Annotated in this window: 25 protein-coding genes, 1 tRNA gene and 1 pseudogene; 11 read left to right on the top strand and 16 right to left on the bottom strand. The window is 61.1% G+C overall.

Annotation, left to right across the window (positions count from 1 at the left end; all coding sequences use genetic code 11):
* Positions 1 to 28 precede the first annotated feature (28 nt).
* Both LRS06_RS10930 and LRS06_RS10925 read right to left on the bottom strand, forming a co-directional pair.
* Positions 29 to 1,135 (bottom strand): DUF6268 family outer membrane beta-barrel protein, encoded by a 1,107-nt coding sequence (locus LRS06_RS10930; RefSeq protein ID WP_257871515.1) that lies wholly within the window; start codon positions 1,133 to 1,135, stop codon positions 29 to 31.
* 48 nt (positions 1,136 to 1,183) lie between these two features.
* A complete protein-coding gene (locus LRS06_RS10925) occupies positions 1,184 to 5,068 on the bottom strand; it encodes a metallophosphoesterase (RefSeq protein WP_257871514.1) in 3,885 nt (1,294 codons plus the stop codon).
* Positions 5,069 to 5,316: 248 nt separating this feature from the next.
* Between LRS06_RS10925 and LRS06_RS10920 the strand changes: the two genes are divergently transcribed.
* On the top strand, positions 5,317 to 6,549 hold the full coding sequence (locus tag LRS06_RS10920; protein WP_257871513.1) for a Pycsar system effector family protein: 1,233 nt from the start codon (positions 5,317 to 5,319) through the stop codon (positions 6,547 to 6,549).
* A gap of 105 nt (positions 6,550 to 6,654) precedes the next feature.
* On the opposite strand, the gene LRS06_RS10915 is transcribed toward LRS06_RS10920, so the two are convergent.
* On the bottom strand, positions 6,655 to 7,824 hold the full coding sequence (locus LRS06_RS10915; protein WP_257871512.1) for a DUF2652 domain-containing protein: 1,170 nt from the start codon (positions 7,822 to 7,824) through the stop codon (positions 6,655 to 6,657).
* Positions 7,825 to 7,940: 116 nt separating this feature from the next.
* On the opposite strand from LRS06_RS10915, the gene LRS06_RS10910 reads away from it, so the two are divergent.
* From LRS06_RS10910 to LRS06_RS10900, 3 genes and pseudogenes are all read left to right on the top strand, one after another.
* Positions 7,941 to 8,012 (top strand) — tRNA-Arg (locus LRS06_RS10910).
* Positions 8,013 to 8,081: 69 nt separating this feature from the next.
* The gene (locus LRS06_RS10905; protein WP_257871511.1) at positions 8,082 to 8,723 is read left to right on the top strand and encodes a response regulator transcription factor; all 642 of its coding nucleotides are present in this window, start codon (positions 8,082 to 8,084) and stop codon (positions 8,721 to 8,723) included.
* A 494-nt stretch (positions 8,724 to 9,217) separates the two neighbouring features.
* Positions 9,218 to 10,704 (top strand): annotated as a pseudogene (locus LRS06_RS10900) (nicotinate phosphoribosyltransferase).
* A gap of 121 nt (positions 10,705 to 10,825) precedes the next feature.
* Here the strand turns inward: LRS06_RS10900 and LRS06_RS10895 are convergent.
* From LRS06_RS10895 to LRS06_RS10885, 3 genes are all read right to left on the bottom strand, one after another.
* Complete coding sequence (locus LRS06_RS10895; RefSeq protein ID WP_257871510.1) at positions 10,826 to 12,355, bottom strand: M56 family metallopeptidase; 1,530 nt, start codon at positions 12,353 to 12,355, stop codon at positions 10,826 to 10,828.
* Entirely contained in the window at positions 12,352 to 12,723 is a 372-nt protein-coding gene (locus tag LRS06_RS10890; RefSeq protein ID WP_196956255.1) for a BlaI/MecI/CopY family transcriptional regulator, read from the bottom strand. Before LRS06_RS10890 ends, LRS06_RS10895 begins: the two co-directional genes overlap by 4 nt.
* Before the next feature lie 215 nt (positions 12,724 to 12,938).
* Positions 12,939 to 14,009 carry an NADH:flavin oxidoreductase/NADH oxidase gene (locus LRS06_RS10885; protein WP_257871509.1) on the bottom strand — a complete coding sequence of 357 codons (1,071 nt, stop codon included), beginning with the start codon at positions 14,007 to 14,009 and terminating at the stop codon, positions 12,939 to 12,941.
* A gap of 133 nt (positions 14,010 to 14,142) precedes the next feature.
* On the opposite strand from LRS06_RS10885, the gene LRS06_RS10880 reads away from it, so the two are divergent.
* Positions 14,143 to 15,000, top strand: coding sequence for a pirin family protein (locus LRS06_RS10880; RefSeq protein ID WP_257871508.1), 858 nt, complete (start codon positions 14,143 to 14,145; stop codon positions 14,998 to 15,000).
* 19 nt (positions 15,001 to 15,019) lie between these two features.
* Here LRS06_RS10880 and LRS06_RS10875 read toward each other — a convergent pair whose 3' ends face one another.
* Together LRS06_RS10875 and LRS06_RS10870 are read right to left on the bottom strand one after the other, a co-directional pair.
* The gene (locus tag LRS06_RS10875; protein WP_257871507.1) at positions 15,020 to 15,526 is read right to left on the bottom strand and encodes a GNAT family N-acetyltransferase; all 507 of its coding nucleotides are present in this window, start codon (positions 15,524 to 15,526) and stop codon (positions 15,020 to 15,022) included.
* Between the two features lie 18 nt (positions 15,527 to 15,544).
* Positions 15,545 to 16,801: a TCR/Tet family MFS transporter gene (locus LRS06_RS10870; protein ID WP_257871506.1), complete on the bottom strand. Its 1,257-nt coding sequence runs from the start codon at positions 16,799 to 16,801 to the stop codon at positions 15,545 to 15,547.
* A 301-nt stretch (positions 16,802 to 17,102) separates the two neighbouring features.
* On the opposite strand from LRS06_RS10870, the gene LRS06_RS10865 reads away from it, so the two are divergent.
* Complete coding sequence (locus LRS06_RS10865; RefSeq protein WP_257871505.1) at positions 17,103 to 17,525, top strand: Hsp20/alpha crystallin family protein; 423 nt, start codon at positions 17,103 to 17,105, stop codon at positions 17,523 to 17,525.
* Positions 17,526 to 17,750: 225 nt separating this feature from the next.
* Here LRS06_RS10865 and LRS06_RS10860 read toward each other — a convergent pair whose 3' ends face one another.
* From LRS06_RS10860 to LRS06_RS10850, 3 genes are all read right to left on the bottom strand, one after another.
* Positions 17,751 to 18,074, bottom strand: coding sequence for a hypothetical protein (locus tag LRS06_RS10860; protein WP_257871504.1), 324 nt, complete (start codon positions 18,072 to 18,074; stop codon positions 17,751 to 17,753).
* A gap of 100 nt (positions 18,075 to 18,174) precedes the next feature.
* Complete coding sequence (locus tag LRS06_RS10855) at positions 18,175 to 18,546, bottom strand: hypothetical protein (protein WP_257871503.1); 372 nt, start codon at positions 18,544 to 18,546, stop codon at positions 18,175 to 18,177.
* A gap of 134 nt (positions 18,547 to 18,680) precedes the next feature.
* Positions 18,681 to 18,953 carry a VF530 family DNA-binding protein gene (locus LRS06_RS10850; protein ID WP_196956263.1) on the bottom strand — a complete coding sequence of 91 codons (273 nt, stop codon included), beginning with the start codon at positions 18,951 to 18,953 and terminating at the stop codon, positions 18,681 to 18,683.
* A 105-nt stretch (positions 18,954 to 19,058) separates the two neighbouring features.
* On the opposite strand from LRS06_RS10850, the gene LRS06_RS10845 reads away from it, so the two are divergent.
* The 3 genes from LRS06_RS10845 (at position 19,059) to LRS06_RS10835 (ending at position 20,581) form a co-directional block, all read left to right on the top strand.
* Positions 19,059 to 19,901, top strand: a complete 843-nt coding sequence (locus LRS06_RS10845) for a glycoside hydrolase family 25 protein (protein WP_257871502.1) — start codon at positions 19,059 to 19,061, stop codon at positions 19,899 to 19,901.
* 92 nt (positions 19,902 to 19,993) lie between these two features.
* Entirely contained in the window at positions 19,994 to 20,359 is a 366-nt protein-coding gene (locus LRS06_RS10840; RefSeq protein ID WP_257871501.1) for a septal ring lytic transglycosylase RlpA family protein, read from the top strand.
* 15 nt (positions 20,360 to 20,374) lie between these two features.
* Positions 20,375 to 20,581 (top strand): hypothetical protein, encoded by a 207-nt coding sequence (locus LRS06_RS10835; protein ID WP_257871500.1) that lies wholly within the window; start codon positions 20,375 to 20,377, stop codon positions 20,579 to 20,581.
* Between the two features lie 97 nt (positions 20,582 to 20,678).
* Here LRS06_RS10835 and LRS06_RS10830 read toward each other — a convergent pair whose 3' ends face one another.
* The gene (locus LRS06_RS10830; RefSeq protein WP_257871499.1) at positions 20,679 to 21,101 is read right to left on the bottom strand and encodes a DUF6799 domain-containing protein; all 423 of its coding nucleotides are present in this window, start codon (positions 21,099 to 21,101) and stop codon (positions 20,679 to 20,681) included.
* 181 nt (positions 21,102 to 21,282) lie between these two features.
* On the opposite strand from LRS06_RS10830, the gene LRS06_RS10825 reads away from it, so the two are divergent.
* Together LRS06_RS10825 and LRS06_RS10820 are read left to right on the top strand one after the other, a co-directional pair.
* Positions 21,283 to 22,206 carry a J domain-containing protein gene (locus tag LRS06_RS10825; RefSeq protein WP_257871498.1) on the top strand — a complete coding sequence of 308 codons (924 nt, stop codon included), beginning with the start codon at positions 21,283 to 21,285 and terminating at the stop codon, positions 22,204 to 22,206.
* A gap of 153 nt (positions 22,207 to 22,359) precedes the next feature.
* On the top strand, positions 22,360 to 22,683 hold the full coding sequence (locus LRS06_RS10820; RefSeq protein ID WP_257871497.1) for a chaperone modulator CbpM: 324 nt from the start codon (positions 22,360 to 22,362) through the stop codon (positions 22,681 to 22,683).
* 25 nt (positions 22,684 to 22,708) lie between these two features.
* On the opposite strand, the gene LRS06_RS10815 is transcribed toward LRS06_RS10820, so the two are convergent.
* From LRS06_RS10815 to LRS06_RS10800, 4 genes are all read right to left on the bottom strand, one after another.
* Positions 22,709 to 23,437 carry a ZIP family metal transporter gene (locus LRS06_RS10815; protein WP_257871496.1) on the bottom strand — a complete coding sequence of 243 codons (729 nt, stop codon included), beginning with the start codon at positions 23,435 to 23,437 and terminating at the stop codon, positions 22,709 to 22,711.
* A 182-nt stretch (positions 23,438 to 23,619) separates the two neighbouring features.
* Positions 23,620 to 24,366, bottom strand: a complete 747-nt coding sequence (locus LRS06_RS10810; protein WP_308239898.1) for a class I SAM-dependent methyltransferase — start codon at positions 24,364 to 24,366, stop codon at positions 23,620 to 23,622.
* A gap of 48 nt (positions 24,367 to 24,414) precedes the next feature.
* On the bottom strand, positions 24,415 to 24,681 hold the full coding sequence (locus tag LRS06_RS10805) for a heavy metal-binding domain-containing protein (protein ID WP_257871495.1): 267 nt from the start codon (positions 24,679 to 24,681) through the stop codon (positions 24,415 to 24,417).
* 25 nt (positions 24,682 to 24,706) lie between these two features.
* Positions 24,707 to 25,057, bottom strand: a complete 351-nt coding sequence (locus LRS06_RS10800) for a hypothetical protein (RefSeq protein ID WP_257871494.1) — start codon at positions 25,055 to 25,057, stop codon at positions 24,707 to 24,709.
* Positions 25,058 to 25,113 lie beyond the last annotated feature (56 nt).

The raw sequence follows: 25,113 nt of genomic DNA, 5'->3' as shown, positions 1-25,113 counted from the left end.
TTTGTTGCTTTTCCTTGAGGCAAACAGCTTATTTCTTTAGGGTCTTGTTCAGGAACTTGCGCGGGGGCACAATGAAAAGCTCCAGGCTGGCGTAGGGGGCACTGGCCAGTTTGGAGTCGATGATTTTGCGCCGGTCGTTGTTGCTGCGGTCGAAGGCATCGAAGGCGTAGTTGTAGCGGTAGCCACCTTCCACCCCAAACCAGAGGAAGTCGTAGATTTCCCGCTCCCAGCGCAGGCGGCCACGTACCTCGGTTTCGCGCAGCTCCAGGGTGCGCAGCTGCCGGCCCTCGTCGTTGGTGATTGGCTCACGCAGCTTGATGTTGTAGCTGAGGCCATCGACAGAGTAGCCGGCAAAAAGCAGGGACCGGTCGGAGAGGTTGCGGCGCACCGTCACGCGGGCCGGGAACAGGGCCTCCACGCCCCACTTGTCGTTGAAGGTGCGGTTGTAAAGCAGCGCCGGATAAATGCTCTGCCGCCCGAAGGTGTAGCCCAGCTGCAAACCCAGGCCCCAGGAAAACTGCGGGCTGCGCTTCCAGCCGTACACAAACTCCGAGGACACTTTCAAGTAGTCCTTGATGGCTAGCTCCGAGGACGTGTAGTCGCCGTTCAGCTCACCTTTCACCCGAAACAAGTACCAGTTCACGGTATTCACGGGGCGGATAACGGCCAGCTGGGCGCCTAGTACCTTCAGGCCCTTGTCTTCGATGTTCTGGTAGAGCTGGTAGTTGGCCGGGGGTGCAAACTGAAACTCCTCCCGCTCATAGTTGATGCCCATCACCACCTTCAGGTGCGGGCGGTTGAGAAACGGAATGTAGCCTTTAATGATGAGGCGGGCATTTTTGGTGGCCTCGCCCTTGTAGTCGGTCACGGTGCCCACCTTGCTGTCGGAGGCTACGTTGAAGCGCGGCATCCGCTCGTAGTGAAACACGAGGCCCTTGCTGGGCCCCATGCCCACCACCGAGGGCGTGGCAAACTCCTGGTCACGGCCCACCTGGTCGGCCGCCATGGTATCGGTGGCCGGCGGAGCGGGAGGCGGGTACACCTGCGCCACCGCCAGCGGCCCGGCCGTCAGCAGACCAGCCGTGAGGAGGGCAGAAAAGCGCGGGCGACTTCGCGTGGCAACTGTAAACTTCATGGCTGGCAAGCAAAATAACGAGGCCGGCCAAGTAGCCGGCCCCATGCGTTAGAAAAGGAAATCGAAGCCCACAAAGACGAGGTTTTCCTCGCCCACGGAGTAGGTAGCGTTGATGACGGCCTGCTTGAGCACATCCACCCACACGCCACCGCCCACCGCCGTGTGGAAGGCCTTTAGGCCGGTGCGCTCGTCCTGGGAGCTGTATACGCGGGCAGCGTCAGCCAGGCCCAGGATACCGAACTTACCGGGCACCAGGTAGGCATTGAAGGTAAATAGCTGCACGCGCACTTCCCCGTTGGCATACACCGAGGAGCGGCCGGCGAAGCGGGTACGGCGGTAGCCGCGCAGGTTGGTGGTGCCGCCCAGCGTGTTGGCCTGGTAGAAGCGGTAGTCGCCTAGGTTGCGGTTGGCCCCGATGCGGCCGGCCCAGGTAAGCTGGAAGGGGAAGTTGGGCGAGAGGTAGAAGCGCACTTCCGAGGCCAGGCGACCATACTGCAGCTTTTCACCGTTGAGCTGGCGGTTGTACTCAGCCGAGTTGTACCAGCGCAGGCCAATGCGCGGGTTCTTGGGCGAGGAGCTGGCATCGAGGTTCATGTACACCTTGCCGCCGAGGTAGCGGTTCACCTGGAAGTCGGAAGGCCGGATGCCGGAGGCAGCACCAATGTAGCCTGCGTCGATGCCGTTCTGAATCTGCTGACCCAGGTCTTCCTGGCTGATGCGCCACTGGTCGTACTGCGGACCAAAGCCGAACTTCAGGAAGCTGAATACGTCTTTTTCGAGCGTGGGCGCAAACGTGAAGCGCGAAAAGCGGATGCGGTAGGTTTCGTTAATGTCGCGGTTGGTGATGCGCTCATCGTCAGAATCCAAAAGCACATTCCGCGTGTCGTTGCCTTTGCCAAAGTAGTTATAGAGCAGCTGCGGGCCGTAGAGCTGGCTGGCAATATTCAGGTTCAGGTCGCCAATGACGTCGGTGAAGGTGCCGGTGTAGCGCACGTTGTAGGCCTTGCGGCTGGGCGCGTAGTTGGCGGCCAGCGTCTGCTCGGTGGCAAATGGCTCCCGCCGGAAGCCGTAGGTGCGGTAGGTGGCGCCGCCGCCCACAAACAGACCGTCGTCGATGTTGTAGCCGAAGTACAAAGCCGGGCCAAAGTAGGGCAGTTTGTAGTCCTTGCGGTCGGCGCGGCTGGGGTGGTCGTAGCGGCTCACCTCGGTGCCGGGCTCCAGGCGCAGGCGGGCTTCCCTGCCCACGTTGATGACGTTGCTGGTGTCGGCGTCGTAGATCTGGGTTTTGTGGCGCAGGCCGCCCACCCGGGAGTTGTCGGTGATGGAGTCGCGCTCAATGCCGCCGATGATGCGCACCACCGGCCCGCTTTTCGACTCCCCCGTAACGCGGTACACGTCGTTGCCGGCAAAGCCATAGATACGGATATCCTTGGTCACGTCGCCGTCGAAGGTCTTGTCAAACAGCTGCTTGCTCCGCTCCCCTTCCTTATTGATTTTGGTAACAACGACGCGGGTTTTGTTGCCGGGCAGGCGCTGCACCTCAAACTGCTCGCGCTTGTCAGAGCCTTTCACTTCCACAATTTTGTCGAGCACCTCGTAGTAGTCGGCGGCCAGCTGGGGCAGCAGGTCGCGGCGACTCTTGAGCTTGGCGGCAATTTCGGGGCCGTGCAGGCGGTAGATCTGGGGCGCCCAGTTGTCGCGCAGGGCCGAGTCGATGATGGCGTCAGTGAGGCTGGCTTTCATTTCCTGGGCAATCTTCACCCAGTCGTCCTTGCTTACCGAGCCCAGGAAGGTCCGGTCGTTGGCCAGGGCTGTGAGGTTAAGGCCTTTGTAGTCGGCGTAGTCCTTGCCGAAGTTCTGGAAGTTGCGGATGGCCCACTTGCGCGAAGCCAGGTACGGCAGAATCCCGTCGCCTTTGAAGAACGCCACGTCGCGGTCCTCGGGTACAGCCGTAAACTTCCGGTCGCCGTCCTTGTCCTTGCGCTCGGCCCAGCGCCACTGGTCTTCGTGCCGGTCCCAGTCGCCTATCCACATATCGAAGAGGCGGGAGCGGGCAAAGGCCTTTTCGTTGACGCGGTTGTCGTTGTCGTCACGCAGGCGCTCCAGCACTTTGTCGGTGCCTACCAGATTGGTGGCGTTGCCCAGGCTTTCCACGTTGCTTTGGTCGTCCTTGGCATCTTCCTCAATGGCGGCCGGAATGTCGGCAAAGCGGTCCACGTACGGCCCCAGGAGCGGGTCGCGGGGAATGTAGACGGGTGTGGGGTTGGTGTGCAGGATGCCGGCGGCCGTAGCCAGCGGCGGAATCACAAAGGAAGCATACGGGTGCTGGGCCGAAATCTGGTCCTGCAGAATGTCCTTGGCAGCCGTTTCGCGCAGGGCCTCAGGCAGCACGGCGGCGGGGTCTTTGTTGAGGCTGCGCAGGGTGTAGAGGCGGCCTTCTTCGTTGCGCACCTTCAGCGAAGCCGTTTGCTTACCCCCGCCGGTTTTGTAGGGCGTAAGGCCACCCCGTTCCGTGGCCAGGTCCAGTACCGGAAACTCCACGGGCGTGGCCCACTCCTCGCGGTAATGCTCCCCGAACAGGGTTTTATGGAAGCCGCCGCGCTTGCTGTAGCGCGGGTTCACGGCCAGGGTTTTGGTGCTGTCGGCAAAGGCCGGGCGGTTTACCTTGCCCGCACTGGCCAGGCTGTCGACCACGGCCGTTTGCTGGGCGTACATGGGCGTGCGGAACACTAGGCGGCCTTTTTCGCCCTTGTCTTCGGGCACGTAGTACTCTACCCACACCTCGCCGTTGTTGTAGTAGTTCACGCGGGCAAAGCCTTTTTCCTTGTCCGAGAACAGGGCGTCGCCCCCGTCGCCGGGCTTCACGTGCTGGGTTTTGCAGCCCGAGCCGCTCACGATATGGCTCAGGTTGCCTTCCTTATGGTACTGGATGTTGTGCTCGTGCCCGGCAGCGTACACCACGTTGGGGTACTTGGCGAATATGTCGAGCAGACCCTTCTTATACTGCTGATAGAGCGGGTGCGGAATATCCTGGCTGACCCCGCCATACTTGCGGGCGAAGGGGTAGATGCTGCCAATGACGGGCAGCGGAATAAAGGCATACTTATAAACGATGCTGAGCGGGAAGAAGTGGTCGGCCAGGGTGAAGTAGCCACCGTGGATACCGTCGGAGTACAGGGGGTGGTGGGCCACCACCATGATGTTCTTGCCCGCGTTGCGCCGAATCACATCTTCGAGCTGGGAGAAGAAGTCGGTTTCGTCTTCTACGCCGCAGCCGCTGTTGCTGCCATAGGGCCGCTCGTTGGTTTGCAGAAACCACTGCGAGTTGATGGCAATCATCACGATGTCGTCCTGCAGGCGCACCTCAAACGGGCCGGGACAGGCGTCGCGCGGAATGAAAAAGTCGCCGGTGTAGGCAAAGGCGGCCGAGTCCTTCTGCATGAAGTCCTCCACGAACTGCTGCTCGCGGTTCACCTGTTCCACGCTGCCTTTCAGGCCCTGCTTCCAGTCGTGGTTGCCGGGTATCATGTACTTCTCGCCGGTGTAGTTGCGCATGCTGTTGAGTTGCGCGATGATGCGCTTCTCCGACGTTTTGCGGTCCAGGGCCTTGGTTTCGGGCATCCCGTACTCGTAGATGTTGTCGCCCAGGAAGATGGTAGTGCTGCGTGAGCCGGCCTGCAGAATCTGGCGCCGCAGAAAGTTCAGCGACGGTTCGCCCACCGAGTCGAGGGCGGGGGCGCCCACGTCGCCAATCAGAAACACCGAGTAGCGGATGCGCGAGGTGTCGGGCGGGGTTTGCTGCTCCCAGTTTTTGGCCACGCCCCGGTAGTTGGGACGCGTAGGGTGCGGCGTTTGGGTTTTCTGAGCCCAGGCGGGCGCCGCGCTGCCCGCAAGCAGCAGGGCCAGACCCCAAAAGGCGGAAAATATCTTCATAGACAAAGGGTGATACGGCGGGCGGGAGCAACCCGGCGCGAAGGGAAGGCAACCAACGGGGCCTGTTCTGACAGGATACGGCCCCGGCAGCGCCTGCGTTGATGCTTGTGCGCTGCCGTACGCAAAGCAGCGCGGTACGGTTGGGCCATCGGGCTTACAACCCGCCTGCCTGATTCGCGTTGTAGGCGGAAAGAACAGCTCCGCAGTGGGCCGCCGCTGCCCGCTGTTTTCTCCCCGCCGCCTCACTCATGGAAGCACCCGATACTCTCCCCGTCAAAAAACCCAAGTCGGAAATCGTTAAGCAGGCCAAGGCCTACGTGGAAACGCTGTTCGAAGAAAAGCTCCCGAAACAACTGGTGTACCACTCGCCGCGCCACACGCGCACGGTAGCCAAAGAGGCTACGGCCCTGGGCGAGGCGGCGGGCCTGTCGGCCGAGGACACAGAGGTGCTACAGCTGGCCGCCTGGTTTCACGATACGGGCTACATTGAGGTGTACGAAGGCCACGAGTTCCGCAGCATGGAGCTGGCGGCCCAGTGGCTGCAGCAGCAGCAGTACCCCGCCGAGCGTATTGCGCTGGTGCAGGAGCTCATCAAAGCCACGCACCGCGACGAAACGCCTACCACCGAGCTGCAACAGCTCATGGTAGATGCCGACATGAGCAGCATGGGCCGGGAAGAGTTTTTCAGCAATGCCGAGCTGCTGCGCACCGAGTGGGAAGCCACCCAGGGCAAAACCTACTCCAACCCCGACTGGGCCGAGTACCAGCTGGATTTTCTGTCGTCGGCGCATTTCTATTCCGATGCAGGCAAGGAGCGGTACCGGGCGCAGTTCAAGGCCAACATCAAGGAGCAGCGCGAACGGCTCAAAAAGCTGGAGAAGAAGGCCAAGAAAAAAGAGGAAGAGCAGGTCGAGAACTTCGCCGAGGGCAAGCGGGGCGTGGAAACCATGTTCCGCTCTACCTACGGGCAGCACATCCAGCTCTCCGGCATGGCCGATCAGAAGGCCAACATGATGATCAGCCTGAACACGGTGATGTTGTCGGTTATCATTACATACCTGGGGGCCAAAACCTCCCAGGTGGGCCCGGCCTTCACCAAAAACCCCATTCTGGCCATACCCATGGGGCTGCTGGTAGCCACGGCCCTGGGCTCGGTGGTTACGGCCATCCTGTCGGCCCAGCCCGACGTGACCAGCTTTAAGTGGCTTCGCCGCTCCCCGCAGATTGCCACCAACCGCCGCGTGAACCTGCTGTTTTTCGGCAACTTCACCACCCTCTCGCTCGACAACTTCCAGTCGGGCATGCACGAGCTGATGCGCAACAAGGACCTGCTTTATACCAATATGATTACCGACATCTACTATCTGGGTGAGGTCCTCTCGCGCAAGTACCGGCTGCTGCGCATCAGCTACACCATCTTCATGGTTGGCCTGATCCTGACGGCTATTTCCTTCGGCATCGTGCTGCTGTACAAGATGTAAGCCTGAATAATTGAAGGACTGTCTTGTTGAGTAATTTCTCTGGTTGGATGCAGTAGGACTGGTCGCATCTCACTTGCCATGACAGCCATTCAACCAGAAAACCCCTCAGCCATTACTGCCCTTTCTCAATCGACGACAGAGGCCGGCCAGGGTGCGGGCCGAGGAACCCAGTAGCCGGTGCAGGCGCCGCAGCTGCCCAAAGCGCACCAGCCGGCTGGCGGCGGCCACATGCCCGTAGCGAAACTCCAGGGTGAGGAGGCAGGCGTGGTCGGATATTTCTTCCAGAAAAAAGAACAGCAAGGAGTTCGGGAACATGCGGAAGTGCGCAATCTTCTCCACGTATTCCAGCCGCTCGACTCCCACAAAGTGCTGTACCGCCTGAAAATCGACCTGCCCGCGGTTGAGGCCCACTTTGTAAGTGCTGCCCAGGCGGTTGCTTTTCGTTACGTCGTACTGCACGCCGTGGGCGCCCGTGAGCCAGTGCGGCCGCAGGCGCAGGTTGCTCACCACGCGCAGCGCGTACGCCGCCGCCACGGGCAGCACGCGCCGCACCTGCACGGCGTTGGAGCTGCCCTGGCCGCCTAAGTCGGCGCCCTGCACCAGCAGGCGGAGCGGGGTGAGGTGGGCGTAGCGGTACGGAATGTCGCCCAGGTAAGCGTAAGAACTCACGCCGGCCAGCAGGCGCGTCCAGGTAAAGGCCGCGCGCACGGCCGCTACCGACTGCGTGGCCAGGTACTGCTGGGAAAGCAGCACGTACTCATCGCCCACCACTTTGTTTTTCAGGAGCCGATGCACGATGATGACGTCGCGGCCCATGAGCTTGGTGTGCTCCCGAATGCGGGCCACGTGCACCGGCCCGTAATGCACAATCATTTTGAGCGTGAGGGCGTGCTCGCGCACCACGGCCGCCAGCTGCGAGTCGGTGTCGCGCTCAATCAGCCGCAGGTAGTTCTGAAAATCCAGAAACACCCGCCGACATTGCTGCACCAGCTCGGCAATGGAAGGCGGCGGCCCCAGCCGATAGAACAGGATGGCGTCGCCCTGGATTTCGTTGACCTGCATGTTCAGCAGGTTGGCTTCGATGAGAATTTCCAGCAGATCGGCAATGAGCCAAGGGCCCCGGTCGTTGCCGGATTCTTCGATAAAGCGCGTGAAGCCGCTGATATCGGGAATAAACAACAGGGCCGGCTGGGCTGCCGCTTCCGGAGCGTCGGCCTGGGCGTGGCGCTGGCCCGCTACTTTGCGGGCCGTCTGGAGTTCATCGAGCAGCCCCATACCAGTGGCAGCCGGCCGCAGCCGAAGAAAGAAATACGGCCCGGCACGATGGGCGGGCGGAGGCTGGTTTGGGTTCCATGGTTCTTTCCGGTTACTTTGCAGCAGCTGCGTTGTCTGGCCCCGTAGTTCAACGGATAGAATAGAAGTTTCCTAAACTTTTGATGTGGGTTCGATTCCCGCCGGGGCCACAATTTTATCGATATTATCCCCGTTATGCTATTTTTTACCACTTCAACGGCTGTTTCTATAGACCCTGCATGATACGAATCATTCTGACGGATGACCATACGTTGCTGCGCAACGGCCTGCGGGCCCTGCTGGCCCGGGTGGAAGAAGTGGAAGTAGTGGGGGAGGCTGCCAACGGGCAGGAATTACTGGATATGCTGAGCACTACCCCGGCCGATGTGGTGCTGATGGATGTGGGAATGCCCGTGCTCGATGGGCTGGCCACGCTGCCGTTTCTGCGCCAGCGTTTTCCGGAAGTGAAAGTGCTGGCCTTGTCGATGCTCGACCAGGAGGAGGACGTAAGCCAGATGCTGGCGGCCGGGGCCGTGGGCTACGCCCTTAAAACCGCCGACGCCGACGAGCTGGCCTACGCCATCCGCACGGTAGCGGCGGGCAAGCCCTTTCTGAGCTCCGCCATTGGCCTTGATGCCCTGGCTCGGCTGCGCGTCATGGCCCCGCGCAAACCTGCACCCTACCTTCCCGAGCTTTCGGCGCGCGAGCTGGAAATTCTCGAGCTTATTGGAGAGGGCCTGACCAGCGGGGAAATTGCCGATCAGCTGTTCACCAGCAAGCGCACCGTCGAAACCCACCGGCTGAACATTCTGGACAAGCTACAAGTGAAAAACACGGCGGCCCTCATCAAGTACGCCGTGCGCCAGGGCCTGATTGTGTAAGCCGCCGCCAGCCTGACGCTGACAAGCACAAAAAAGGCTGGCAGAAACTGCCAGCCCTTTTCGTTCCTTGTGCACATAAACCAAGTACCTAGGATGATGGGGTTAAGAATATGATACTTATAAAACGTCCGATACCTTTTACAGAGCAGTAGTTGAACCAGATGATACGCTTTTGACTGGCGTATTTGATACTGCATAGTTCCGCAAAAGGCGCCGTCATTTCGTCAGCATTCCTACGTATTCGCAGCAGGTATTTGTACGTATTTTTCTACTTACCCCTCCGATACCCGCCCCTACTAGGCTGCTGTAAGGCTACCAATGCACGGGGGCTCCAGGCTCATCCAGAAACCGGACGATAAAGCCTAATCAAACATAAATAGCTGTTATCAAGTATTTTGCAGCATTTTTAACAGGATATTACCGCTGATTGGTTCGCCCGCCCACCGACTTCCCGCCAGCTTTTGCGTAAGCTCGCACAGCCATTCCGCACGTCTATGAACTCAGCTCCCCTCTCCGGCCTCTATGCCTCCTCGCTCAGCCTTCTCACCGACCTGTACCAGGTAACCATGGCCTACGGCTACTGGAAGCAGGGCCTGCAGGACCGCGAAGCTGTGTTTCACCTGTACTTCCGCAAGGCGCCGTTCGGGGGGGCTATGCCGTGGCGGCCGGCCTGGCCTACGTCGTCGATTTTCTCTCTACCCTTCGTTTCTCAGATGATGACCTGGCCTACCTCGGCAGCCTGCAAAGCGCCAAGGGTGCCCCTATGTTCCCACAGGAATTTCTGACTTACCTGCGGGAGCTGAAGTTCACCTGCGACGTGGACGCCATTGCCGAGGGCACCGTGGTGTTCGGCAACGAGCCGCTGATTCGGGTGCAGGGGCCGCTGCTGCAGGCGCAGCTGGTAGAAACCGCCTTGCTTACCCTGGTCAATTTTCAGACGCTTATTGCCACCAAAGCCGCCCGCATCCGTGAGGCTGCCGGCCAGGACACCGTGCTGGAATTTGGGTTGCGCCGTGCCCAGGGCCCCGATGGAGGCCTGAGCGCCAGCCGCGCCGCCTATCTGGGCGGGGCCGATGCTACCTCCAACGTGCTGGCCGGACAGCGCTTCGGAATTCCGGTGAAAGGCACGCACGCCCACAGCTGGGTTATGGCTTTCGAAGATGAGCCCACTGCCTTTGCCGCCTACGCCGAGGCCTTCCCCGATGACTCGGTATTTCTGGTAGACACCTACGACACGCTGGAGGGCGTGCGCCACGCCATTAAAGTAGCCCGCGACATGCGTGCCAATGGCCACGAGCTGGGCGGCATCCGCCTCGACTCGGGCGACCTAGCCTACCTTAGCCGCGAAGCCCGGGCCTTGCTCAATGAAGCGGGTTTCGAGAACGTACGCATCGTGGCCAGCAATGACCTTGAGGAAAACCTCATTACCAGCCTCAAGCAGCAGGGCGCCCGCATCGACACCTGGGGCATCGGTACCCAGCTCGTGACGGCCTACGACCAGCCGGCCCTGGGAGGCGTGTACAAGCTGGCCGCCCTGCGCAAACCCGACGATTCCGGCTGGGACTTCACCATCAAGCTCTCCGAGCAGCTGGCCAAAACCAGTATTCCCGGCATTCTGCAGGTGCGACGCTACGAAACCGAGAAGGGCCAGCCCCGCGCCGACATGCTCTACAACGCCGCTGAGCCCCTCCCCGACCAGCTCACTCTCGTCGACCCGCTGGATGCTACCCGCCGCCGCCCCGTACGCCCCGACGCGCAGTACCGGGAGCTGCTGGCGCCCATTTTCCGGCGCGGCGAGCTGGTGCATCAACTGCCCACGCTGCCGGATAGCCGCGCCCACGCCCAGCGCGAGGTACAAAGCCTCGACCCCAGCATCCGCCGCTTCCTCAACCCGCACGTGTACCCCGTGGGACTGGAAGAGTCGCTCAACACCTTCCGCACGAACCTGATTCTGGCGAAGCGGCCGCAACGACCAGCCTAGGAGTAGGAGTTTGCCTTATAGCGAAGGCTGAGCAGCTTGCAGAGCAGAAAGCTCACAACATCAAAAGTCCCGCTACCGAAATGGCAGCGGGACTTTTGCCTTGAGTTAACCACAGAAATGGTTATTTGGTCGTGACGATGACGACGCCTTTGCTGCCTTTGGCTCCGTACTGCTTCTCGGCGTCGGCACCCTGCAGGATGCGCATCTCTTTAATGGTTGATTCCGGGATTTTCCGCAGCTCCGCTTCAGTGGTTTCCTGGCCATTCACCAGAATAAGCGCTTCTTTGAGGTCCACTTTCTGCTTCGGTGCCACGGCGGCTATGCGCTGGTTCAGCTCCCGCACGGCTGCGGAACCACTATTGGCCTTGGTGGTGATGACTACCACGCCATCCGTGGCTTTGTCGCCGAATAATGCACGGGCCGGCTCTCCCTTAAATACCTGTATATCCGCGAAATCCTTCGAGTTCAGCTTATCGGCCGCGCTTTTGGTGGTAGCTTTTCCATCCACGTAATACAGTGGCTCTACTTCTACCGCAGCCACTGGTTCGCCTTTCTCCGTGAACAGCACCTTTTCGGGGCGGCGGCCAATGGCAATTTCGGCCAAGTAGCGCAGGTTGGAGCCGTCCGCCGCCCGCACTTCCGATACGCCAATGAGCCGGTAGCCGGGGTACTGCTTCACAATATGGGCCAGCGCGGCCGGCGGCAGCGCACTGATGGTCGTGGGCGTCGTGACATCGGGGGCCGAGGACGCAGTTTTGGTAACGGGTGCAAGAATAGCCGAGGCCGTCTCGGGCGCGGAGAAGCTCAGCAGGCCCAGGGCCAGGGGCAGCACCAGCAGGTAGCGGGCCGCCTGCCGATGGGAAGATTTTTGGGCATTCATCATCTGGATACGGGTTTTAAGCGTGAGAAAAGAGAAAGGCGTTACCAGCGCCGGGCCCGGCGCCAGGGTGCTGAGCCGCACGAGGCTGTACTGGTACTGCTTGGCATCCACCTGCCCGGCCCGCAGCACGGCCTCGTCGGTGATGAACTCCAGGTTTTCCTGCATGGCCCGTAGCAGCAGCCAGGGGCCGGGCCCAAACCAACCCACAATCCGCAGCCCGTGGCCCAAGAGTACATCCAGCGTGTGCCACTGCCGCACGTGTATCTGCTCGTGCAGCAGTATGGCCGGCAGTTCCGCGGGACCGTGCTGGGTGGGGTTCAGGTAAATCGTTTGCCAAAAGGAAAATGGATTGACATCGGCGGCTACCTCCCGGAAGGGCACACCCGCCGCGGCCGCCGGCCGCGAGGCCCGGTGCACACCCGCCAGCGAGGCGCCCTGCAGCAACAGCCGTAGCGTAAGCAGCCCTACCCCGGCCCAATACCCTCCCAGCAGCCAGAACTCGTAATTCGGGCCGGCAGCAGGCGCGGCGGCTACTGCGTTGCCCGGCAGCGCCCAGACCGGAAAAACCACTTGCCGAAACACCGCCTGCTGTGGCAGCAGCACCGCCACGTCGAGCAGCGGATACACCATGGAGAAGCCGCCGGCAATCAGCAGATACGCCCGGTTAAGCTGGTGAAACGTGAGGCGGCGCAGCAGAGCGTAGTACAAACCCAGCAGCAGCAGCAAGGCCACATTGGCTTTGAGCAAATACAGCAGCAGGTCCGGTATCATTTCTGGGGCGGCTTCTGGCGCTCAATCAATTCAATGATTTCCTGCAGCTCCTGGGCGCTGATTTTCTGATCCTGCGCGAAAAAGGAAACCAGCTCCTTGTAGGAGTTCCTGAAATAGTCGCCCACGAAGGTGCCCAGGAACCGCTTGCGGTACTCTTCAGCCGGTATCAGGGGCGTGAAGCGGAAGGTATTGCCAAGCTTTTCGCCGCGCAGATACCCTTTGCGCTCCAGGTTGCGCACCGTGGAAGCCAGCGTGGTGTAGGGCGGCCGGGGCTCGGGGAGCTGCTCCAGCACCTCCTTGATGAAGCCGCCGTTCAGTTGCCAGAAAACCCGCATGGCGTCTTCTTCGGGTTGGGTAAGTCGTTCCATTATGTCTTTTACGATTATTTCGTAATACTACGAACAATTCGTAAAAACAGGTATAAACCTGCCAGATATTTTTGTGCTGACCAAGAAAAAGGCCCGCTGCAACCTGCAGCGGGCCTTTTCTTTCCGGGCGTATTACGCAAGTTTTGCCGAAGCGAGTCTATCGGCCTTTCATGCCCGGTAAACGTCCGGCATAAGCCGACGCGTTTCCCGGCTTTCTACCGCCGTGGCCTGGCTCGCAGGTACTGGTCGGGCCAAGCTACCTCGGCACCCAGCTCGTGGGCCGCGTGCAGCGGGAAGTACGGGTCGCGCAGCAACTCGCGGGCCAGCAGTACCAAGTCAGCCTGCCCGGTAGCAATGATGGTTTCGGCTTCGGCTGCCGAGGTAATAAGGCCCACGGCGCCGGTTGGCAGGCCGGTTTCGCGCCGGATGCGTTCGGCAAACTGAACCTGGTAGAGCGGGCCCACCGGAATAGCGGCCTGCGGTACGTTGCCGCCGGTGGAGCAGTCTATCAGATCCACGCCTTTGGTTTTAAGTTGGGCGGCCAGGGCTACGGAGTCCTCATCGGTCCAGCCACCGGGCGTCCAGTCGGTAGCGGAAATGCGCACTAGCAGCGGCAACTCCTCTGGCCACACGGCGCGGGTGGCCGCCACCACTTCCAGCAGCAGCCGGATGCGGTTATTAAAGGAGCCGCCGTAGTCATCGGTGCGCTGGTTGCTGAGCGGCGACAGAAACTCGTGCAGCAGGTAGCCGTGAGCCGCGTGCAGCTCAATCAGCTGGTATCCCGCCAACAGCGCCCGACCAGCGGCTGCCCGAAAATCGTCAATCAGCCACTGGATTTCGGCTAGGGAAAGTGCCTGGGGTGCGGGCTCATCGTCAGTGAAAGGCAAAGCGCTGGGCGCCACGGTCGTCCACCCCCCATTTTCCTCGGGCACCACGGCCCCACCCTGCCAGGGGCTGGCATGGCTGGCTTTGCGGCCGGCGTGGGCCAGCTGAATACCAGCTACGGCCCCCTGAGCTTTGATGAAATCGGTGATACGGCGCAGGAAGGGCACATGCTCATCCTGCCAGATCCCCAGGTCGGCGGGAGTGATGCGGCCTTCCGGCGCCACGGCCGTGGCTTCCTGAACGACCAGCCCGGCCCCGCCCACCGCCCGGCTGCCCAGATGCACCAGGTGCCAGTCGTTGGCGAAGCCGTCGGTAGCGCTGTACATGCACATGGGCGATACCGCAAGGCGGTTTTTCAGGGTAAGGCCGCGCAGGGTGAGCGGCGTAAATAAAGCAGCCATAAGAGGAAAAAGTCTACGGAGTGAAGTCCGTTTAAACCCTCGAAGGAGCCACCAGGTTTTACCGGCTGACTTAAAACCATCTGGCCCGGTAACGGGTATGCACAAAGCTGCCCCCTCAGGCTGGCTCCCTTGTATGCGCACGATCAAACAACTGCACCGCGCCCAGAGCGCGCCCATTGCCGACCTGGTAACGTACCGCGCCCTGCCTACGCGGGCCGTGGAGCACCTCGACCCCTTTCTGTTTCTGAATCATCATGGCCCGCAGGTGTACCGGCCCCAAAACCAGGGTTTACCGTTCGGGCCGCACCCGCACCGGGGCTTCGAGACGGTGACATTTATTCTGGAAGGCGACATCATGCACCAGGACAGCGGCGGGCACCAGAGCGTGATTGAAGCCGGCGGCATTCAGTGGATGACGGCGGGCCGGGGGTTAATTCACTCCGAAATTTCCTCCGACGCCTTCAAGAAAACCGGCGGGCCGCTGGAAATTCTGCAGCTGTGGGTGAACCTGCCCGCCAAAGACAAAATGGTGGAGCCGAAGTACCTCGGCCTGCAACGGGCGCAGATTCCGGCTGTTTTACTGGATGAAGGCCGGTTGCAGCTGCACGCTGTTTCGGGCAGCTGGAGCGGAACGGCGGGCGCCGTCAGCTCGCCCGCGGGCATCAGCCTGGCTACGGTGAATTTCCGGCAGGGCGGCAAGCTGGACCTATCCGTTCCCGCCGAGCACACCGTTTTCTTCTACGTTATTCGGGGGAAGCTGCGCGTGAACGGGCAGGAGGCCGAAGCCCGCCAGCTGGTGGAGTTCAACTACGACGGCGACGACCTGACCGTGGAGGCCCTGACGGATGACACGGTGCTGCTGCTGGGCCACGCCCGCCCGTTTGGGGAGCCGATTGTAGCCTACGGGCCCTTTGTGATGAACTCCGAAGTTGAAATCCGCCAGGCCTACGCCGATTACCAGGCCGGCAAGTTCGGTACCTGGCACGAGTAGCCGGCTGCCACAGGAGACGTTAGTCAAGCCGCTTTTCGTAGCAGAAAAAGCGCAGCCCCGGGCGAAACGCCAGCGTGATTTCGCCCGCAAACCGGTAGCCCAGCTTGGGGAACAGCCGCTGCGTGGCCTGATTTTCGGAGTTGGTATCTACGCGCAGGCTGCGAAGGCCGCGCTGGCGGGCCAGCTCCTCGGCTTGCCCCAGCAGCGCGGCTGCCATCCCCAGGCCCTGGGCGGCCGGGTCCACAGCCAGCCGGTGCGTGACGATGGCCGGCTCCGCCGCGTCCCAATCGGCCTGGGCATATTCAGGGTCCTGGTCGGTGGTGAGGGCCGCTATGGCTCTTACCTGACCGGCGTGTTCCGCCACCCACAACTGCTGCCGGCTGATATCCTCCCTGAATACGGCCTCGTTCGGGTAGGAAGCAGCCCACTGAAAGTTGCCGGCCGCGTGCATCAGCGGCACCACACGCTGCACCAGCTGTATAATGGCGGACAGATCGGCTTCGGTGGCTAAGCGAATAATGGGCATCCTGATGCTGGCAATAGGTTAGTGAATGGGCAGAACGTCGGGGCTGGCCTCGGACGTATCGGCGGGCTGGCGGTAGTGGGCCAGGGAGCGGAGCGAGAACAGCAGCCCGGCCAGCGCCAGCACCGAGCCCAGCACGAACGGCGCCCCCGGGAAGTGTACGGGCGCCGTGGGCCGGGTGAAGTACGCAAACAGGTTGGTCATTACCAGCGGGCCGATAATGGACGTGAGGCTGATGAGGCTGGTGAGGCCGCCCTGCAGCTCGCCCTGCTCGTTGGCTGGTACCTGGCTGGAAATGATGCCCTGCAGCGCCGGCCCCGTGATGCCACCCAGGCAGTAGGGCACCAAAAACAGGAACATCTGCCAGCCCTGCCCCGCCACCGCAAACAGTCCCAGCCCAATGGCATACAGCAGCAGCCCCAGGAACACGGCGTTGCGCTGACCCAGCCGCGGCAGCAGCACCCGAATAAGGCCGCCCTGCACCAGCGCCGTGAGCAGCCCTACGAAGCTAAGGGAGTAGCCCACCCAGTCCTCTGACCACTTAAATTTGAACATGGTGTAAAACGTCCACGTCGACTGCACGGAGTGGGCCCCGATGTACACCAGCACCAGCGTGACGACCAGCCCGGCTATTACGGGGTAGCGGCGTAGCTGCAGCAAGGAGCCGACGGGGTTGGCCCGCTTCCACTCAAAAGGCCGGCGGTTGGCTGCCGACAATGACTCGGGCAGCACGAAGTAGCCGTAGAGAAAGTTAAGCAAACTGAGGCCAGCCGCCACGATAAACGGCACCCGCGGCCCCCAGTGGCTGAACAGACCGCCCAGCGCCGGCCCCACAATAAACCCCAGCCCAAACGCGGCGCCGACCATGCCGAAGTTCTGGGCGCGCTTTTCGGGCGTGCTGATGTCGGCAATGTAGGCGGTGGCAGTGGTGAAGCTGGCTCCGGCCACGCCCGCAATCAGCCGGCCCAGAAACAGCCAGCCGATGCTGGGCGCCAGGGCCAGAAAAATGTAGTCGACACCCAGGCCCAGCAGGGAAAAGAGCAGCACGGGCCGCCGGCCGAATCGGTCGCTGAGGCCGCCCAGCACCGGCGAGCACAGAAACTGCATGGCCGCATAGGCAAACGTGAGCCAGCCCGCGTACTGCGAGGCCTGGCTAAGGCCGCCGCCTGTCAGCTCTTCAATAAGGCGGGGCAGCACCGGAATGATGATGCCCAGCCCGATAACATCGACCAGAATGGTAATGAAGATAAAGCTCAGCGCGGCTTGTCCTTTGGCCATAGCAGCAGGGTCGAAAATCAATGTATATACAACGGCCGGCGCAGTGCCTGCCAGGGCATGCGTTGCGCCAGCTTCGGCTATTCCGGTTAGCTGCGGAGAAGGCAGTCCGGGCAAAGGCACCCGCTTTGCGCAGGAATAACAGCAGGCTTTGCTGTGAAGGACAGCACAGTTACCCGCTGCATCTGCCAGTTGCGCACTTACTATTCAGATTAGCGCCATTCTGTCCGGACGACGGGGCTGGCCGTAGCTGCGTCACCGTCATTGTGGCTGGATTTCAGCCCGAAAGCTGTTGGTACATGGTTTGCATACTCCTTTTCGAATCAAGAAAGGAACCAACCCCATGAAGCTCATCAGCCAGGAATTTATTCGCAACCTTGTCCCGCAACTCGACCTCCTCAACACGCTGGGTGGGGGCATTGCGCAGGCCACGATGCGGATAGATAAGCGCGAGAAGGGCGTTGTTATCCGGGTAGCGGCCCCATCGGTGCAGCCCGATAATTTCCACGTTGTTCTCAACAATCAGCACCTCACTGTGTACAGCGAATACCGCCACGAGCCGGAAGCCCAGCTGGCGGCTCCCCTGTTCATCCGCTCCCTCGACCTGCCCGATACGCTGGACCTCACGCGCATCGACGCCGTGCACGAAGGCCGCGAGCTGCTCGTGCGCATTCCGTATAAGGACTCCACCAGCCACCCGCGCGAAATCAACATCCGCCACCGGTAACCCGCCGCGCTTCAGCGGCTTTCTATACCGCCGGCACCAACCGGCCCCTTGGTTTCATCAGCCACTGCCCCAGGCAGTGGCTTTTTCATGCCCGGGAGGTTCTATTGCCTGTTATCCGTTACCGGTTGTCAGGTTTTGTCATGCTGACCCCGACACTGCGGTAGAGATGCTTCGGCTTCGCTCAGCATGACGTTGTTTTATCAACAGGCAACTGGCAACTGAAACCTACCCGAACAACGGAATGAGCAGCACAAAGCCCGTGACCAGAGCCAGGTAAAACCAGCCCATAACCTGGCCGCGGTAGCGCCGGGGCAGGCGGTTGCTGAGCATCAGCATGGCCACGATGAGCAGCGTGAGGTGCAGCAGCAGAAAAACCACCGTTTTCACCCAGTTGCTGACGATGGTATTTTCGGGCTGCAGCTGGTCTGTTTCGCCCAGGCTGGCGGTCAGCAGGCGCAACAGGTAGTAGGCTCCGGTTTCGAACGCCAGAAACCCCAGCAACCCAAGTGCCAGCGCCCCCCAACCCGATTTTTCGGTAACATCTTTCATAGCAATACCCCAACGGCTCCGCGAAAGAACAAAAAAGCCAGCCGCTTTCCGCGACCAGCTTTTTGCTAGTGTCTAATAGTGCGAAGCTTAAAACGGGTTGTTATTTGAACTTGGGGTTGGCTTTGTACTGCAGCGTGAGGGAGGCCTTGCCATCGGCCGTGATGACGGCGTGGGTGGTGAAGGACAGGCTGCGCTCCTGCCAGGTAGCATCTTTGATGATGGTTTTGGCCGGCCGCTGCCCGGTAGGCACGGTGCCCTTCCACACGGCGGTTTCGTTGCCGGACGGGGCTTTAAGGTACTGGGTCTGCTGCATATCCACGCAGGCACTCAGGCCCGTCAGCTCGGCCGGTACGCACACGGCCTGGGTGCTCTTCTGAGCCAGCACCGCCGAGCTTTGGGCGGTGGCCAGATAGCCGAAGCTGCAGCAGGCAGCCGTAAGCAGCGCCCGGCGGGTCAGGAAAAAGTGGTTCATATCGAAGGAGGGGAAACGCACGGAAGAAAGCAGGACGGCCACCGGCTGAGCCCAACAACTTCTTAACCAAGAAGCAAGCCTCTGTACGCAGGCGGCGGCCCCACGTTATGGGCTCCGCGCTATATAGCGGGCCGCTATGGCCGAGGCTTTCCCAGCACCTCGGCCGTGCGGGCCTGCACGTATAGCGCCTCCACCTTGGCGCGGGCCCAGGGCGTACGCCGCAGAAAGGTGAGGCTGGATTTGACGCTGGGATTCACGGCAAAGCAGTTGATGCGGATGCGGCGGTCCAGTTCCTCCCAGCCGTAGTGCAGCACCAGATACTCCAGAATCTGCGCCAGCGTGATGCCGTGCAGCTCGCGGATAAGGTGCCCGTTCTCGTCGCGGGCGTCGGGGGTGGCAGAGGTCATAGCAGTAGCTTTTTCTGGCCCGAAAGTACGGTATTTGGCTTCGGCAACGGGCACTTTGGCGGGGCTGAGGGCACCAGAATCGGTGCTTCCTGCGTTACTTTGACTATGCAACCAGCCAGCCGCCGTCCTCATCGCCCAGTCGTGCGCCGCCGCTTTCCGCGGCCGGGGAAGTGGCTGCTTGGAGCTGCGGTGCTGCTTTTGCTGGGCGGGCTGGCGTTTTACTACGTGTATCAGCGGCAGCTGCACCGCTACATGCGGCGCACTTACGCCAGCTTTTTCAGCCACCGGCTCACGGGGCGGGAGCACACGCCCCTGCTCACGGGCTACACCGTGCATGGCATTGATGTATCGGCCTACCAGGGTTCTATCGACTGGCAAAAGGTGGCAAAGAATCAGGTGCGCTTTGCCTTCATCAAAGCCACGGAGGGTGTAACGCTACGCGACGCCCGCTTCGGGCGCAACCTGCGCGGGGCGCGCCGGGCCGGCATTTACTGTGGGGCCTACCACTACTTCCAGCCCAACTACGACGGCCGCCAGCAGGCCGAGCTATTCGTGCGAACGGCCAACCTGCAGCCCGGCGACCTGCCCCCGGTGCTGGACGTGGAGGCCCAGGAGTTTCATGATGTGGCCCAGATGCGGCGCGGCATTGCCACCTGGCTGCGGCTGGTGGAGCGGCACTACGGCGTGCGGCCCATTCTGTACTCCAACTACAGCTTTTACCAGCGCTACCTGGCCGGGCACTTCGATAAATACCCGCTTTGGCTGGCCCATTATGAGGTTCAGCAGCCCACCCTGGCCCGCGAAAAGTGGATTATCTGGCAGCACTCCGACGAATCCTACATTCCCGGCATTCGGGGCACGGTTGATTTCAACGTGCTGCAGGGCAACTTCCAGAACCTGCTGGCCCTACGCATTCCGCCGCGCCGGACCAGCGCTGCCACCAACTAACTTCTCAGTATTCAGTTGTGAGTTGATAAGTATGGGTTGCATATTCTTACCAGACTCACAACAGGCAACTGATAACGAACAACTGACCTTCTATGCGCCTTCTGATAATGGGTTTGCTGGCAAGCTTGCTAAGCAGCTGCGGCGGCTCGAAAGCCTTTACCCAAAGTGGGCAGGCCTCCTATTACGCCGACAAGTTTAATGGCCGCAAAACGGCCAGCGGCACCGTATACCGGGCCAGCAAGCGGACGGCCGCACACAATACGCTGCCCTTCGGCACGGTAGTGCGCGTGACCAACCCGCGCAACCACCGCTCCGTGAAAGTCACTATTACCGACCGGGGTCCGCACGCTAAAGGCCGTATTATTGACCTTTCGCGCAAAGCCGCTCGTAAAATCGGTATCGTAGACGCCGGTGTGGCCCCGGTGCAACTGAAAGTAGTGAAGGCCGCTCACCGCTAACGTTTTTCTACCCGCATGCGAATCCGCAAGAAAGTTCAGTGGAGCCCCTCTCCCACCGCCAGCCGGTTTGTGGCCCTCGGTGCCTTCGTGAAAGCTGCCGAAGCCCAGCAGTGGACGGAAGCCGAAATTCAGTTTGTAATGAACGAAGTGGTGGAAGCGGCAAACGATGCCGAGGCCCACGAGATTCTGCGCGACTATACTTTGGTCAGTCGGCAACCGTAATGTCTTGGTGTCCTATCATCGACTTTCAATAAAAAAGAGGAGGCCGTTGGCGTAACCCAGCAGCTTCCTCTTTTTTACTTTCGCTAAAAGCTTGCTCTTATCGGCCTTTTCGCTTGGACTTGAGCTTCATTTTGGTGTTTTCTTTTACCACGTTCATGAGGCTATCCTGCTCAGCCTGCATAGCTTTGGTGGTGAGGCGGCCGCTCAACGACAGCTCGTCGCCCTCCTTCATCATCACATGCGTGCTGTCGCGCAGAATCACGGTGCCATCGGACTTGATGGTCGTGCCGTTGACGAGCTTTTCGGGTTGCGCCACGGTGGAGGTAAGGCCATTGCGGGTCACCAGCACTTTCCCCTCTTTCACGGTAAAGCCTTCTTTCATTGTCACGCCCTTGGGGGCGGTGGCTTTGGCCTTGGGTGCCACCGTGCGGCGGGGCGGAAGTTTGGTCTGGGCCTGAGCGGAGGACCAGCAGCTGGCAGCCAGCAGCAACGTAGCCGTGGCAAGTACAATGCGCTTCATATCAGGGATGGTAAGGGTGGAAAACAACGTTGGAGGCAAGTAAATTACGTCTTTGGCGCGAAGACAAAAACTGGGCCAGTAGCGGGTGGGCAACCTCCGCGCGGGGCCCTGCGTTTGCCGGAATGAGGCTACTGGGGCCGCCCAGGTTTCATTCCTATCACTCTACGGCTCATTTTCTTACGTGGACTACAAAGACTACTACAAAGTGCTGGGCGTGGAAAAAAACGCCACCGCCGACCAGATCAAGAAGGCTTACCGCAAACTGGCCCGCCAGCATCACCCCGATGTGAACCCCAACAACCCGGAGGCCGAACAGCGCTTCAAGGAAGTGAACGAGGCCAACGAGGTACTCAGCGACCCGGAAAAGCGCCAGAAGTACGACCAGCTGGGCGCCGACTGGCAACGCTACCAGCAGGCCGGCAGCCGCGGAGGCGGCGGGGGCTTCGACTGGTCGCAGTACTCCCAATACGGGCAACCGGGCGGCGGTGGTTTCGGCGGCAACAGTCCTTTCGGCGACGAAGCCGATTTTTCGGACTTTTTCAGCTCTATTTTCGGCAATATGGGGGGTGGCCGTACAAGTGGCGGCCGCGCCGGAGCCGGGCAGGACTACCAAGCGGAGTTAGAGCTTTCCCTGGAAGAAGCCTACCACGGCGGGCCGCGCACGCTCATCGTCAACGGCAAAAACCTGCGCCTCACCATCCAGCCCGGCGTGGAAGACGGGCAAACCATCCGCCTGCGCGACCAGGGCGCCCCCGGCCGCAACGGAGGCCCCAGCGGCTCCCTCTTTATTACCTTCCGCCTGCGCCCCGATGCGCGCTATACCCGCTCCGGTGCCGACCTGACAATGGATGTGCCCGTGAGCATTTACACGGCGCTGCTGGGCGGCGAGCAGCAGGTCGATACGCTGGCAGGCCCGGTCAAAATAACCATCAAGCCCGAAACGCCCAATGGCACCCGCCTGCGCCTGCGCGGCAAAGGCTTCCCGGTGTACCGCCAGCCCGGCCAGTTTGGCGACCTGTACCTGCGCCTCACGCTCACGCTTCCTAGCAACCTCACCGACCAGGAAAAAGACCTGCTCCGTCAGCTTGCCGCCCTGCGGAAGTAGTGGCTTAAGGGTATTCTGGCTGAGTGGCTGGATGGTTTTCTGCCTGGCCCAGGCCGCAGCAGCGCTTCCAATAAGTCACTACTATACGTTGAAGAACAGCAGCTCCCCAACAACTATCAACCATTCAGCCATCAACCATAGAACCACTCCCCTATGGAAACTCATTTCATCACCATCACTTACCACGACTGCGCTTCGACGTACGGGTTGAGCGAGGCAGTTGTGCGCGAATTTGTGGATCTGGGGCTGTTGCGCATGGCCGAAGCGCCCAACACGCTCGAGGAAGAGCCCACCCACCTGGCCCGCCTCGCCCGCCTGCACCACGACCTGGGCCTGAGTTCCGAAAGCATAGACGTGGTGCTGCTAATGCGCCGACGGTTGCTGCAGCTGCAGCAGGAGCTGCGCCGCCAGCAGGCCCGCGCCGCTCAGTTGGAGCGTTTTCTACTCGGCGGTGCCCCCACGCTCGATATTGGCTAACGCTAAGCCTAGCCGCTAGCGTAGCCTACGCGACCAGCAGGGCCAGCGCGGTACCTGCAATGGTGGCTACCAGCTTGGGCCAGGGCAGCCGGTGCTCGGGGCTGGTTTCGAAGAGAATAGTGGTAGACACGTGCAGGAAGTTGCCGGCTACCAGGCCCAGCAGGGCCGCGTACCAGCCGCCCGTCAGCAGCTCATCCAGCACTACGTAGTTGCTTACCAGCACGCCCGCCGGCGAGGCCAGCGCGAACAGCACCAGAAACGGCAGTGCCCGCCGGAAGCTGCCCAGCCGCAACAGCAAGGTAGCCATCAGGGCAAAGGCCGCCGGAATGTGGTGGAGGGCCACCCCGGCCATAATCAGATAGTAATTTTGGCCAACCTCACCGGTAGCGGAGCCGGGCACCATAATGCTGCCTTCCAGAAACGAGTGCACCACCAGCGCGCCCAGTAGCAGAAACGGCACCCGCCCCACGTGGGAGGTGTGGTGGTGCATGTGTCCGTGCTCTACGCCCTGCGAAAAGACCTCCAGCACCAACTGCCCGAAAAAGCCCGCCAGCACGAAGTAGCCCACCCGGGGAGAGTCGGGTATCATCTGCAGTGCTTCTGGCAGCAGGTGCGTGATGGTAAGCGTAAACAGATACGCCCCGCTGAAGGCCAGCAGCGGCTTCATCCAGGTGGTGTGGGCCGTAGGCACGAAGCGCGTGAGCCAGCCGGCACCCAGCACGGCGGCAAACAGCACAAACAAGGCAATCCACATGGGGTGGGTAAGTAAGTGGTAAGTCAATAGCTGTCCGTTGCGTGCATGGGCATCCACTGCCCGGCCGGCAGCCGACAGCCCGTTCACGTTGGAACGACCATGTAAAATCCTGACAGCAGGCGAATAGCTATAAGCTCCGGCAAGCCACCGGGGTTTTGGCGCCCGGGCTATACCCCTCAAAGTCAGGCGTATTTTTTCAGGATGAAGATCATGCGCGGCGATGTGGCCTGCTCAAACGGCTCCAGCCGGTAGTTGCCCAGGACTTCAGCCAGCCGCAGCCCGGCCATAGCGAAATACTCCTCAAACGACTCCCGACTAAGCGCCCGCACCCGCTCTTGGTGGTGCTGATCCTGCCCCTGTCTGTCCGCAAAGCGAATGTCCTTCACGATGAAGCCACTGTCGAGGTGGCGGCTGATGCGGAAGGTGATGCCGTCCACCGTTTTTTCTTCGTAGGCCACCAGCTCCCGCACCGTACGCTCGGTGTTCAGAAAGTCGATGACGAGCTTGCCACCGGGGCGCAGGGCTTGAGTCGCCGAGCGGAGGGCCACCACATTTTCCGTTTCGTGCTGAAAGTAGCCAAAGCTCGTGAACAGATTGAAAATGAAATCGAAGGGGCCGTAGGGCAGCGGGTCGCGCATGTCGTGCACGTGAAAGTGCAGGCAGGTATGGGCAAACTGCCGGGCGTGCGCAATGCTCTTCGGCGAAAGGTCTACGCCCGTCACGTCGAGGCCCTGCTCGCTCAGGTAAATGGCGTGGCGGCCTTTGCCGCAGGCCAAGTCCAGCAGGCGGTAGGAGGGCTTGGGGTGCAGGTAAGCCAGCAGCTGATCAATAAAGCGCCGGGCCTCTTGCTCGTCCCGGTCACGGTAGAGCAGGTGGTAGTACGGCGAATCGAACCACGTGCTAAACCACTCCGGGCCGGGCTGCATCATGCGGGAAAATCACTGAAATCAACAAAGAACCAGCCTCATTGCGCTGGTTTACAGCGAATCGGGCGCGGCAGGAGCGGCTTTTACGGCCGGGTTCGGCTCCAGGTCCATGCCGCACACCGGGCACTTGCCGGGCTGTTGGCTGGCACTGCCCTCGCAGGCCATGGGGCAGAGGTAGGCCGCCGTTTGGGCGGTGGGCGCTTCGGTGGCTGCCGGGCTATCGGCGGTAGTGGCCGCCGGCTCGCTCTGGCAACCGGCCAAAGCAATAGCTGCGACCAGCCCGAGGCCAGCCGCAGCTTTCTTACTTACATGTAGCATCAACGAAGGAGCGTAGCGCCGAAAACTAGTGCTTGTCGCCGTCCTGCGTGAGGGCGGCATCCGGGTCTTCTTCCACGTTTTTCGTGGCTTCTACTTGCGCACCTTTGGCCGTGGTGGAGTGCTCGGCCGTGGGCTTGGCATCCTTGTCCAGGGCCTCGGCGTGTGAGCTGATGGGGCGCTCCACGATGCCGCCGTTATCGTGCTTTTTTTCTTCGGCGTGCTCTTCCAAGATGTCGAAGTTTTGGCTGGAGCGGGTGCCGGGGGCTACCATATCCAACGATACTTTCTGGCCGGGACGAAAGTCAGATGGTTCGCTGCTGCACGAGGCGAGGGCCAGGCCACCAGCCAGGCAGAAAAGCAGATGTTTTGCGTTCATAAGGGTAAGCAACAAAAGTCGTTTAGGCAAAGGTACGAGGCGCGGACGGCTCAGGG

The sequence above is a fragment of the Hymenobacter sp. J193 genome (assembly GCF_024700075.1).
GTDB lineage: Bacteria > Bacteroidota > Bacteroidia > Cytophagales > Hymenobacteraceae > Hymenobacter.
This window is presented reverse-complemented; position numbering and strand designations above follow the sequence as displayed.